Origin of the sequence: Pseudomonas sp. Marseille-Q5117, from assembly GCF_946901175.1 — a bacterium.
GTDB lineage: Bacteria > Pseudomonadota > Gammaproteobacteria > Pseudomonadales > Pseudomonadaceae > Aquipseudomonas > Aquipseudomonas iranensis.
Window position 1 is genome coordinate 268194 of sequence record NZ_CAMPPP010000004.1, and the last position, 11872, is coordinate 280065.

Consider the following 11872-nt stretch of genomic DNA (forward strand, 5'->3'; position numbering starts at 1 on the left):
CTCGCTGAGGTTCCGTTTGTGGAATGTGACCTGGTTCCTGCAATCAGTCCCGCACGTGGAAACGGCCACTGTCGACAAAGTCCGACGGAGGGCTTGCGGTGGCGAATGTTTGTGACCACCGGCACCATTGGCCTGCGCTTGAAAGCGGGTACCTCAACTCGACCGCCCAGCCGTTCTCGGTAACGGTAACCGGTTCAGCGAGCACAACATCCGCGCTATACCATGTCGTCAATCTTCCAGAGCCCGGTTTGCCCGTCCCGGCAAGGGCCACCGGTGACGACACCCATTGGCCGGCTTCAGGCTTGGTGAACTGCGGCTGATAAAGTCCCAACTGCCCCTTCCATTCGCTCAGGCTCGAATGAAACTCATCGAATGACGCCATGAGGTGCAGAGTGATGTCCCCATCGGGCGGCTCGAACGCTATGTCGATTGACCAGGTTCGATCGGGAAGAACGGTGGCTTGTCCCAGTTTTTCCCCGTCCCGCAGTAACGTGATCAAGTCGCCAGGCACCGCAAACCCGGCAAACGTCGCCGTTTTGCCAAGGGGTTCTGTAGTAACGGGTGACTCGGCCATTACCGCATTGGGCACGACCTGGCACGGTACGTCAGGGCTTGGAGCTGAAGTTTCGCCCTCGAATGTCTGGGTTGCCCAGAGAAGCCTGTGCCCCGGCTCCAGCGTGATACTGCCTTCTACGGTGCCACTAGGACCGACCTGGATATCGCGCAGCAACGGCTCACCGATCCCCCGACACCAGACGGTAACCAGTGCATCCGGCCGACCTGTGAGCGAGATCGTTGAGGTCCGCGGCAGATCATCCCCCGGGCCCGGAAAGAGGAACACAGGCGGTAGAACCACCACCTTGACTTTGAGGATTGCACTGTGTTTTGACTCTCGATCGTTCAGGGTCTGCTGGGCACTGATATGCCGTTCACCGCGTTTCAGTCCGGTAAGGCAGATGGACCAATCGTTCTGGACGATAGTCACCGGCTCGCCCAAGGTTTTTTCGTACTGCGCATCCCACAGCTGCATCGATGCGCCGGGCATGCCGTTACGACCCATCACCGCCACATCACTGCCGACTTCTGAGTCCGGCGAGGGACTCGTGATCACGGGTACAAGGCGCTCCGCATACGCCGTAAAGGTTACGCGAACGGGCAGCGAGGTTTGCTCGACGATCGTCTGGGTCGCTTCAACGGTATAGGTCTTACCATCGACAAACGGCGCATCGCGCTGATACTCCCAGGCAGTCCCCGAGACTTTAGCGTCATACGATTGCTCGCCATCACTGAACTTGATCTTGACTACCGCGCCAGACTCGCAACGACCAGTGAAGACCGGCTTGAGGCTCCCTTCCGCAGGCTGGTCCAGAATGGGTGACCGAGGCCGGATGCTGACGTGATATTCCAGCCAGCTTTCAAAGTCGTTTAATGTTTGCTGTATGGAGATCTTCCGGTTGTTTGTGGGGCCCCATGGGGTCGATGCTTGCGTCGACCATTGCCGATTTCTGACCGGTGCATCAGGCGCAGCGAACTCACTTTGGCTCAGCCATATTCTGACGGTAGCGCCGGCGACACCTTCCCCGCTGAAGGTGGGCTGGTAGTCGTCGGTGTGATTTACATTGCTGACGGGGGGCAGCTCCTTTTCGACCTCGAATTCGACAGATAAAGAGTCGATCCAGCCTCCGGCATTGTCGTAAATCTGTTGAATCGCCTCGAGCGTGCGGCTGCCCAATTCCCAGCCCGTTGCGCTGGTAGCCCACGTACCGTCGTTTTGCACCGTGGCAACAGCCGGCGCATTGCCCTGGCCTGTTTTCACGGTGAACTGGATGCGTGTGGGGAAGTGGGCATCGTAGTGGCCTTTACCGGAGAACATCACCGTTGTTTCGTCTGGAAAGCCGATTACTGGTAGTTCAGGTTTTGGAGGGCGAATCTTGAAGGCTCGCGGTGCACTGCGTCCGGATGGAACACTGTTCGAGAACTGTTCGACAACAAGAACGCGCGGCCCCGACGGTACCTCAACCTCCACTACCCATTTGCCGCCTTCATCCTGAATAACCGCCGAACCGTAAAGCGGCCCATCAGCCAGATCGGGCAATACCTCGATCCGGGCATTGTGCAGGCCGCCCGTGCCTTCCAGACGGAAATTCTGCTCTTGCAGGCTTGATGCAGGTGGACCCTGAATTTCCGGTAAGTCCAGAAAGATGAAAGTTACGTACTCGCTTAGAATCTGACCCGCGCCAGGTGCCGCATCTTTAAGCGCAACCTTGACGGGTCCGCTGGGTGGAAAATAGTCCGCCCGTTTCTGCCAGGCTGTGTTGCCAAGCTCCGTGTAAAAAGGCCAGGTCAATTCCTGCGAATCAGGCGGAGCAGTAACCACCATGAGCCGCGTATTTGGAGCAGCCGTACCGCTGAAGATCAGATCCTTCATGAGTACGGTCGAACCCGCTTGCGGTGAAGTGATGCGCACCAGATAAACTGACATGACTGCACTCAGATCAGAATCCTTACCATCGACTCGCTGCCTGGCTTGAACGTCCATCTGATGTAAATGACTTGGCATAGTGACGCGCACCGACCATCTGGCAGCGGTAGCCACAACCGTTCCCAGGTTCTGCCCGGCTGCATTGACAACCGTAACAGTTGCCCCGACAACGGCGCCGCCACCGGTAACATTGAAAGTAGAGGTACTCACATTCCGCAGGGGGTCAAGAGTAAGGGGAGGAGGTTTATAGGCCACCGTGATGTACTTTTCCAAACGGACGTCGTCAACGTCGTCTCTGTCGTACTCATAAACAAAACTTATTCTTGTATTGCCCTTGAATGCGGTGTAAGTGATGGCCTCATGGGAAATATCATGCCAAGCACCATCCTGACGAGCGTCGCCCGTCAATCCGAAGTGATGGGGAGCGGAGTTAGCCGGACCAGCCCCCAGCCAAACGTTCCCTTTCCAGCGGCTGTTGGCTTTCGCGCGGTACTGCCTTACATAGCAAGTAAAGACCATGCCGTCCCGGCTATAGTTATAATCGACTTTCAGCTCTGCCCAGTATTCATCTTTGGTGGCGCGAATTACTTCACTGATGTTCAATCCACTGTCCCGATCCTCTGCGTAAGCGTCCGTTTCCTCGATAATCAATTGATTGCTTGCAGAAGAATTCTCGTCACTTGAAATCGCCGATTCCTGAAGCGAGACGTTGGCGGATTTTTTATCGATATCATCATCTTTCTTTTCCATGGCTCACCCCATGAGTTGCTAGGAGGATCAATCGCAAGGTCGTACAGTCATTAATGCGCGACCGTCTCGCCAGCACACCTGTCAACTCTGACAGTCCCGACCAACGGTAACTATTCCCACGCTGCAACATGCAGACGTCCTTCAGCCATTAACACGCGACTACAGCGGGTTGCGCCGTTGCCTACACATCACTCAGAATCCGCCGGCTTGTGCGCTTTGAAGCTGCCCCGTAACGTGATCCGTGCCGCTGCCAATCAGTGGCCGGGTTTAGTCGCCCGGGTCGTGCATTGCGCATAAGCGTCATCAAGTCGGGTAATCCCTATCCCCGCACTCGATGGTGGCTGTTCGCAGGGCGCCTCAGGGCGCGCCGGTTTGTGCACTCCCGGTCGACTAACCTGCTTACAGCCGCCACCCTTTCGTTTAGTCGCGAAGAGGTGGATGCCCCAACTATGAGTGTGCAGACAATGATCAAACCAACACCCAATCCCCCCGAAACCGAAGACTCGACTTCCCCCTACGCTTCTCCCGATTCCACCAGACTCCACGAGGCCGCTGAAAAAGCCCTCGACCACTACCTGAAAAAACCCACCGCTCCACCTTCGAGCAATTCTGTCGATCGCGGCATGCAGATGTTCATGGTCGCGCCCGACATCAACCCCGAAGCGATGGCCATTCAAACCTACGAAACCTTTTCTTCGGTCAGCATTCTGCTGCTCGACCTGGCGGACAGCCTCGAGGACAAGCCGCGACATCTGGCGATGGCGATCTATCAGTTGAGCGAGATGGGGTTATTGCTGGCGGAGAAGGCGCTGGATCAGGAGCGAGCGATCGCGGTGGGTTGATTCTGCGGAGAGAGGGTGCATGGACCGGCCCCTTCGCGAGCAGGCTCGCTCCCACATTTTGTCCTCATTCCTTCAGTTGGAACGCCATTCAAAGTGGGAGCGAGCCTGCTCGCGAAGCTTGCAGATATCGAATCAGGCAGAAGCCGGCAACGGCTGAAAACTGAAGTACTGCTTCAGCGCCAGCACCAGCTCGCCGAACTCCGCCGGCGCACGCCGCAGGATGAAACCGGCGTCGTAATGCAGCGGCGTGGCGTCTTCATGGCACCACACGCAACAGGCGCTGAAATCGATCACCTGTTGGCTGCCATCGTGGACGGGGACTTTGAGGCGTAACTGAAAATCTGCGCCAACCATCATCGGCAACTGGCTGATCAGCATCAGCCCGTCCACCGACACGTTGCCGAGAAAGCCGACGGGTTTGTCGGTGATGCTATTGAACACTCTGAGGTAATACGGCAACTGGTGCCGTTCGATCCGGCGGTCGGTAAACATGATGTGCTGTACGCCATGCAGGGCTCCGCCAGGGAGCCGCACCTGTGCTTCGGAACGAGCCTGTAGGCAGGCCCGCTCTCCCCGCTTCCGGTGTGACGGTCGCTAAATCGCCGTCACCGCTACAACTGCCAGTCGCAGGTGTTGCGCCGCCATGGATACAAGGTTCCAGAGCGGTTTACTTGACTATAGCGGAGCTTGTACAGAGGGCCATATTTTGTACGACAAACCCGTCAAAAACGCGTCGGCCGCACTACCGCAGCGGCGCTGCGTGTCGGGTAATGGCCCAGGCTCTGCAGGGTTTCCAGACGCGCGCGGGCGCGGTAGGCGTATTCGCTGTTCGGGTATGAAGCGATGATGAACTGGTAGGTCTGCACCGCGTCGATGTACAGCTTCTGCCGTTCCAGGCACTGGCCGCGCATCATCGACACTTCCGGCCACACGTACGGGCGGGCGCGGCTGGCACGTTCTACTTTGGACAGTTCAAGCATGACCTGCTCGCAATTGCCACGTTCATAGGCGCTGTAGGCGTTGTTCAAATGATGGTTCATCGACCAACGGGTGCAGCCCGTCGCGGCGAGGACGCTGAGGGCAAGGGCGGCAATGGGCAACAATCGCATGGGGGTTCTCCTGTCTTGTGCTCTGTATCGACCCCTGGTCGAAAATCTTCAGGCGCGTTTGTCCCAAAGTTGCCACGTTCAATAAAGAAAACGATAAGTAGTGCATTCGAACAATGACTACACCCTTCGAGCATAGTAGCCTCTGCCTGCGCTTGAACTCAGGAGTCTTTGCATGTCCGTCCGTCGTACCAAAATCGTCGCTACCCTTGGCCCGGCCAGTAACTCGCCGGAAGTTCTCGAACAGCTGATTCTGGCTGGTCTGGACGTTGCCCGTCTGAACTTCTCCCACGGCACCCCCGACGAGCACAAGGCTCGCGCGAAGCTGGTGCGTGACCTCGCTGCCAAGCACGGCCGCTTCGTCGCCCTGCTCGGCGACCTGCAAGGCCCGAAAATCCGTATCGCCAAATTCGCCAGCAAGAAGATCGAGCTGAAGATCGGTGACAAGTTCACCTTCTCCACCAGCCATCCGTTGACCGAAGGCAACCAGCAAGTGGTCGGCATCGACTACCCGGATCTGGTCAAGGACTGCGGCGTGGGCGACGAGCTGCTGCTCGACGACGGCCGCGTGGTGATGCGCGTTGAAACCGCCACTGCCACCGAGCTGCATTGCGTGGTGACCATCGGCGGCCCGCTGTCCGACCACAAAGGCATCAACCGTCGCGGTGGCGGCCTGACTGCCCCGGCCCTGACTGAAAAAGACAAAGCCGACATCAAGCTCGCCGCCGAAATGGAAGTCGACTACCTCGCCGTGTCCTTCCCGCGTGACGCCGCCGACATGGAATACGCCCGTCAACTGCGTGACGAAGCCGGCGGCACAGCCTGGCTGGTAGCGAAGATCGAACGCGCCGAAGCCGTGGCCGACGACGAAACCCTCGATGGCCTGATCAAGGCTTCCGACGCAGTGATGGTTGCCCGTGGCGACCTCGGCGTGGAAATCGGCGACGCCGAGCTGGTGGGCATTCAGAAGAAAATCATTCTGCACGCACGTCGCCACAACAAAGCCGTGATCGTGGCGACGCAGATGATGGAGTCGATGATCCAGAACCCGATGCCAACCCGCGCCGAAGTGTCCGACGTGGCCAACGCCGTGCTCGACTACACCGACGCCGTGATGTTGTCTGCTGAATCCGCTGCAGGGCTGTATCCGCTGGAAGCCGTGCAGGCGATGGCGCGCATCTGCGTCGGCGCCGAGAAGCACCCGACCGGCAAGACGTCCAGCCACCGCATCGGCAAGGAATTCAGCCGTTGCGACGAAAGCATTGCGCTGGCGACCATGTACACCGCCAACCATTTCCCGGGCGTCAAAGCGATCATCGCGCTGACCGAAAGTGGCTTCACCCCGCTGATCATGTCGCGTATCCGCTCCTCGGTGCCAATCTACGCGTTCACCCCGCACCGCGAAGCCCAGGCCCGCGCAGCGATGTTCCGTGGCGTCTACACCATCCCGTTCGACCCGGCCTCGCTGGAACCGCACGAAGTCAGCCAGAAAGCCATCGACGAGCTGACCAAGCGCGGCGTTGTGGAAAAAGGCGACTGGGTCATCCTGACCAAGGGCGACAGCTACCACACCACTGGCGGCACCAACGGCATGAAGATCCTGCATGTCGGTGATCCGCAGGTGTGATTGACCGGCCGCTGAAACGCAAAAGCCCCGGCATGTGAATGCCGGGGCTTTTTGCTTGAGATTCAACAGATACTTTGTCTGGTAAGGCCCTTTCGCGAGCAGGCTCGCTCCCACATTTGAAATGCAATCTCCTGTGGGAGCGAGCCTGCTCGCGAAGGCGTCTTGACACTCAGCGAAAAAAACCGCTCAACGCCGCCACCGCCTCCGGCGAACGCAAACGCTGAGTAAACAACGCGCCCTCCTCCTCGATCACCTTGCGCAGCAGATCCCGATCCGGCGCTCGCATCAATTGCTTGCTGATGCGCACCGCTTCGGCCGGCAATTCATCAAACCGCAGCGCCACTTCTCGCGCCTTGCTCAACGCCGCTTCACCGCTGGCCAGCACTTCGGTGGCAATCCCCCACTGCGCAGCCTGTTCACCGCTGAAGCTTTCACCCAGCAACAACAACTCTGCCGCTTTTGCCTGCCCAAGCAAACGCGGCAGGATCAGACTGGAACCGAACTCCGGGCACAAGCCGAGGTTGACGAACGGCATGCGCAGGCGCGCATCCCGGCTGACATAGACCAGATCGCAATGCAGCAGCAGGGTCGTGCCGATGCCCACCGCAGCTCCGGACACGGCGGCGATCACTGGTTTGCGGCATTCGAGCAGATTGAGCATGAAGTCAAACACCGGGCTGTCGAGGTCGCTCGACGGTTGCTCGATGAAGTCGGCAATGTCGTTGCCGGCGGTGAAGCACTCGGCGCTGCCAGTGATCAGCACGGCATTGATTTCGAGGTCACCGTCGGCCTGTTTCAGTGCCTCGGCGAGGCGGCTGTACATGGCGCGGGTCAGGGCGTTTTTCTTGCCCGGGCGGTTGAGGCGCAGGGTCAGCAAACCGCGTTCGCGTTCCAGCACAATCGTTTCAGTCATGGCATGTCTCGCGTCTGAAAATCAGCGCTCAACCACGGCTTACGAACACGTCGGCCAGCAGTTGATTGCGCGGCAATCCGGCCAGGTACAGACGCTTGGCGAACGCATCGACGCTGGCCGTCGAGCCGCAGACTAAGGCGAGAGTCTGCCGGGAAACAAGGCGCAGTTGCGCCAAAGCGGCGGCCGACTCGGCCGCTTTCCACAGCTCGACGCTGAGGTTTTCCCGCTGCGCGGCCAGTGCGGCAAGGGGTTTGGCCAGATAGTGGTCGCGTTCGTCATGGGCCAGGTGAATGACGCGGATGGCGCCTTGGTGATCCTGACGCAAGGCTTCGCGCAGCACACCGAACAACGGACCCAAACCGGTACCGGCGGCCAGCAGCCACAGCGGGCGCGTATGCCAGTCCGGGTCATAGTGCAAAGCACCACCGCGCAGCTCGCCGAGGCGGATCGAATCGCCGATCTGCAGCTTGCGTGCGGCATCGATGAATTCGCCGGGCTGGCGGCAATCGAGGTGAAACTCCAGAAAGCGGTCTTCTTGCGGCAGGCTCGCCAGCGAGTAAGGGCGGGCGATGTGGCCGTTCCACAACACCAGATGCTGGCCGGCGCTGTAGCGCAATTGCCGCTGCGGGGTCAGGCGCAGGCGCAGAACGCTGTCGCTGAGCCAGTCCAGCGCTTCGACCAAGGCCGGCAGACCGTCAGTAATCGGGTCGAAGGTGTGCACCTGCAAGTCTTCGACCACTTGGCATTGGCAGGCCAGGCGCCAACCGTCCTGACGTTGCTCGGCACTCAAGGCATCCGGGCGATTGTCGTTGGGCACACCTCGGATGCATTGCACCAGACAGGCGTGGCAACTGCCGGCGCGACAGCTGTAGGGCACGGCGACGCCGTTGTGGTTGAGGGCATCGAGCAGGTTGCTGCCCGCCTCGACCGTCCACTGCCGATCACCGACACGCAATTCAGGCATCGACGTTCTCCCACGCGGCGGCACAACGATTGCGCCCGTCACGCTTGGCCCGGTACAGCGCCTGATCGGCACGCTGCAACGCCTCATCCAGATCATCGCCAACGGACAGCAGGGTCATGCCCGCCGACAGGCTCAGGTTGCGCACTTGCAGGCCCATCAATTCAACCTCAGTGAAGGCGATGCGCAAACGCTCGCAACACGCGGTCAGGCGTTCGGCATCACAGTCGGGCACCAGCACCACGAATTCTTCGCCACCATAGCGCGCCAGCACGTCACCGTCGCGCAGGCAGGCTTGCGCCACTCCGGCAAACGCCTGCAATACCTGATCGCCGGCGGCGTGGCCGTGCAGATCGTTGATGCGTTTGAAGTGGTCCAGATCGATCAGCGCCAGCCCGTGCATTACGTCGCCGTCCAACGCGTTGAGCTCGCGGGAGGCGATGCGCAGGAAATGCCGGCGATTGAACAGCCCGGTCAGTTCGTCGGTGGCCACCAGATCTTCAAGCTGGCGCATCATCCCGCGCAGGGTGTCCTGATGCGCCTGCAAGGCAAACCGGCGCTGACGCTGACGTTGCCGCGAGACCTGGACAAAGCGTGCGTAAAGCACCAGCCACGCCAAAACCATCGCCAGAATGCACACTTGCAACGCCGCGAGCGCAGGCTCGGCCAAGCGGAAGTGGTAAGCGTCCCACAGGGTAATCGCGGAGAAACTGAAGAACACCAGCAGCGCGCAGCGGATGAACACCCGTCGGGTGAGATGGAACAGGCCGAACAGCAGGATCAGCACATAGAACACCAGAAACGCGCCGCGTGCCTCGTCGACATGGGCGATCAGCCACGTCTGCCAGCCGAGGCCCATCAGCACTTGCGCTTCGGTCAGGCTGGGGTCGGCGAAGCGCTGGTTGCGCCCGCTCCAGAACATCGCGAAAAGGCTCGCCTGACTGATCACCACCAGCGCGCTGCCGATGGCCACGCCACTGAGCGATTGCTGGTAATGCCCGGTGAAAAACGCCAGCCACAGCAGCAGCAAAGCCAATCCGTAGGTGGCCGCAGCGAGGGCGAAGCGTTTGAGCAAAAGGCGTTGAATGGCGTTATGGGTCAATCGTTGACTCACCGTGCGATAGGAGGCTGACCGAGTGTCCTACTCTACAGACCGGATGCCACTTTAGAGGGCCGGTCGCTAAATGACCACCGATTTTCGGGCTCGAAAATTGACGTCAAATGCATGACCTGATAGAGCTGCATCGATTCCCGCACCAGGTTCCTGTGGTGAGGGGATTTATCTTCGATGGGCTGCGAAGTGGCCCCTTACAACCTGTCAATCACACTGAGCTCACAGTGTTTACGACTGCTGCGCAGCCGAGCGGGGATAAATCCCCTCGCCACAGGGTCATCCGACCAAAAGCCAATGTGCCCCCACCACCGAGGCGCGGTATACTGCCGCGCCTTTTTAGCGTCGCGCCACAAAAAGACAGCTACAAGCCGCAAGCCTGAAGCGGCAAGCTCAAGCTGTCCGCGTAATGCTTTAACTTGCCGCTCGAAGCTAGAAGCTTGTAGCTGCCCCATCGTGTTTTAGAGGAGCGCGACTCATGACCGTGATCAAGCAAGATGACCTGATTCAGAGCGTTGCCGACGCCTTGCAGTTCATTTCCTATTACCACCCCGTGGATTTCATCCAGGCGATGCACGAAGCCTACCTGCGCGAAGAATCGCCAGCGGCCCGTGATTCGATGGCGCAAATCCTGATCAACTCGCGCATGTGCGCCACCGGCCACCGACCGATCTGCCAGGACACCGGCATCGTCACCGTGTTCGTCCGTGTCGGCATGGACGTGCGCTGGGATGGCGCCACCATGGGCCTGGACGACATGATCAACGAAGGCGTGCGTCGCGCCTACAACCTGCCGGAAAACGTCCTGCGGGCCTCGATCCTTGCCGACCCGGCGGGCGCTCGCAAGAACACCAAGGACAACACCCCGGCAGTAATTCACTACTCCATCGTCCCGGGTAACACCGTGGAAGTGGACGTAGCGGCCAAGGGCGGCGGTTCCGAGAACAAGTCGAAAATGGCCATGCTCAACCCGTCCGACTCGATCGTCGACTGGGTATTGAAGACCGTGCCGACCATGGGCGCCGGCTGGTGCCCACCGGGCATGCTGGGTATCGGCATCGGCGGCACCGCCGAGAAGGCCGCAGTGATGGCCAAGGAAGTGTTGATGGAATCCATCGACATTCACGAGCTGAAAGCGCGTGGCCCGCAGAACCGCATCGAAGAAATGCGTCTGGAGCTGTTCGAGAAGGTCAACCAGCTGGGCATCGGCGCCCAGGGCCTCGGCGGTCTGACCACCGTGCTCGACGTGAAAATCATGGACTACCCGACCCACGCTGCCTCGCTGCCGGTGTGCATGATCCCCAACTGCGCCGCCACCCGTCACGCACACTTCGTGCTCGACGGTTCCGGCCCGGCCTCGCTGGAAGCACCACCGCTGGACGCCTACCCGGAAATCGTCTGGGAAGCCGGCCCATCGGCCCGTCGCGTCAACCTCGACACCCTGACCCCGGAAGAGGTGCAGAGCTGGAAGCCGGGCGAAACCGTGCTGCTCAACGGCAAGATGCTCACCGGTCGCGACGCAGCGCACAAGCGCATGGTCGAAATGCTCAACAAGGGTGAAACCCTGCCGGTCGACCTCAAGGGTCGCTTCATCTACTACGTCGGCCCGGTTGATCCGGTCGGTGACGAAGTGGTTGGCCCGGCCGGCCCGACCACCGCAACGCGGATGGACAAGTTCACCCGGCAGATCCTCGAGCAGACCGGCCTGCTGGGCATGATCGGCAAATCCGAGCGCGGCCCGACTGCGATCGAAGCGATCAAGGACAACAAGGCCGTGTACCTGATGGCCGTTGGCGGCGCTGCTTACCTGGTTGCGCAAGCGATCAAGAAGTCCAAGGTGCTGGCGTTTGCCGAGCTGGGCATGGAAGCGATCTACGAGTTCGAGGTCAAGGACATGCCGGTCACCGTTGCGGTGGACAGCAAAGGTGAGTCGGTGCACATCACCGGTCCTGCGATCTGGCAACAGAAGATCAGCGAAAGTCTGGCGGTAGAAGTGCAGTAAGCATTTCGCTCTCATAAAAACGGCCGGTTCATCTGCAACGATGAACCGGCCGTTTTTGTTTGTGCGAACCGATCGCGA

9 protein-coding genes are annotated in these 11872 nt (G+C 59.8%); 3 read left to right on the top strand and 6 right to left on the bottom strand.

The window, feature by feature from the left end:
• Positions 1 to 43: 43 nt before the first annotated feature.
• Positions 44 to 3232 carry a hypothetical protein gene (locus OC605_RS09670; RefSeq protein WP_262136769.1) on the bottom strand — a complete coding sequence of 1063 codons (3189 nt, stop codon included), beginning with the start codon at positions 3230 to 3232 and terminating at the stop codon, positions 44 to 46.
• Positions 3233 to 3696: 464 nt separating this feature from the next.
• Here OC605_RS09670 and OC605_RS09675 point away from each other — a divergent pair, with 464 nt between their 5' ends.
• Positions 3697 to 4074: a DUF6124 family protein gene (locus OC605_RS09675; protein ID WP_262136882.1), complete on the top strand. Its 378-nt coding sequence runs from the start codon at positions 3697 to 3699 to the stop codon at positions 4072 to 4074.
• 132 nt (positions 4075 to 4206) lie between these two features.
• On the opposite strand, the gene OC605_RS09680 is transcribed toward OC605_RS09675, so the two are convergent.
• Together OC605_RS09680 and OC605_RS09685 are read right to left on the bottom strand one after the other, a co-directional pair.
• Complete coding sequence (locus OC605_RS09680; protein ID WP_262136770.1) at positions 4207 to 4566, bottom strand: PilZ domain-containing protein; 360 nt, start codon at positions 4564 to 4566, stop codon at positions 4207 to 4209.
• A 230-nt stretch (positions 4567 to 4796) separates the two neighbouring features.
• On the bottom strand, positions 4797 to 5183 hold the full coding sequence (locus OC605_RS09685) for a tetratricopeptide repeat protein (protein WP_016773461.1): 387 nt from the start codon (positions 5181 to 5183) through the stop codon (positions 4797 to 4799).
• A gap of 172 nt (positions 5184 to 5355) precedes the next feature.
• Here OC605_RS09685 and pyk point away from each other — a divergent pair, with 172 nt between their 5' ends.
• Positions 5356 to 6807, top strand: coding sequence for a pyruvate kinase (gene pyk / locus OC605_RS09690; protein WP_262136771.1), 1452 nt, complete (start codon positions 5356 to 5358; stop codon positions 6805 to 6807).
• 169 nt (positions 6808 to 6976) lie between these two features.
• On the opposite strand, the gene OC605_RS09695 is transcribed toward pyk, so the two are convergent.
• Genes OC605_RS09695 through OC605_RS09705 form a run of 3 tightly spaced genes read right to left on the bottom strand, consistent with a single transcriptional unit; the run spans position 6977 to position 9783 of the window.
• On the bottom strand, positions 6977 to 7720 hold the full coding sequence (locus tag OC605_RS09695) for an enoyl-CoA hydratase (RefSeq protein ID WP_262136772.1): 744 nt from the start codon (positions 7718 to 7720) through the stop codon (positions 6977 to 6979).
• A 28-nt stretch (positions 7721 to 7748) separates the two neighbouring features.
• Positions 7749 to 8684: an iron-sulfur-binding ferredoxin reductase gene (locus OC605_RS09700; RefSeq protein ID WP_262136773.1), complete on the bottom strand. Its 936-nt coding sequence runs from the start codon at positions 8682 to 8684 to the stop codon at positions 7749 to 7751.
• Positions 8677 to 9783, bottom strand: coding sequence for a sensor domain-containing diguanylate cyclase (locus tag OC605_RS09705; RefSeq protein WP_186567620.1), 1107 nt, complete (start codon positions 9781 to 9783; stop codon positions 8677 to 8679). Before OC605_RS09705 ends, OC605_RS09700 begins: the two co-directional genes overlap by 8 nt.
• Positions 9784 to 10270: 487 nt before the next feature.
• Here OC605_RS09705 and OC605_RS09710 point away from each other — a divergent pair, with 487 nt between their 5' ends.
• Positions 10271 to 11794, top strand: coding sequence for a fumarate hydratase (locus OC605_RS09710; RefSeq protein ID WP_024014122.1), 1524 nt, complete (start codon positions 10271 to 10273; stop codon positions 11792 to 11794).
• The last annotated feature ends 78 nt before the right edge of the window (positions 11795 to 11872 follow it).

Coding starts and splice junctions, on each gene's coding strand:
- OC605_RS09670 (WP_262136769.1), bottom strand. CDS start 3,232: ATGGAAAAGAAAGATGATGATATCGATAAAAAATCCGCCAACGTCTCG.
- OC605_RS09675 (WP_262136882.1), top strand. CDS start 3,697: ATGATCAAACCAACACCCAATCCCCCCGAAACCGAAGACTCGACTTCC.
- OC605_RS09680 (WP_262136770.1), bottom strand. CDS start 4,566: ATGTTTACCGACCGCCGGATCGAACGGCACCAGTTGCCGTATTACCTC.
- OC605_RS09685 (WP_016773461.1), bottom strand. CDS start 5,183: ATGCGATTGTTGCCCATTGCCGCCCTTGCCCTCAGCGTCCTCGCCGCG.
- pyk (WP_262136771.1), top strand. CDS start 5,356: ATGTCCGTCCGTCGTACCAAAATCGTCGCTACCCTTGGCCCGGCCAGT.
- OC605_RS09695 (WP_262136772.1), bottom strand. CDS start 7,720: ATGACTGAAACGATTGTGCTGGAACGCGAACGCGGTTTGCTGACCCTG.
- OC605_RS09700 (WP_262136773.1), bottom strand. CDS start 8,684: ATGCCTGAATTGCGTGTCGGTGATCGGCAGTGGACGGTCGAGGCGGGC.
- OC605_RS09710 (WP_024014122.1), top strand. CDS start 10,271: ATGACCGTGATCAAGCAAGATGACCTGATTCAGAGCGTTGCCGACGCC.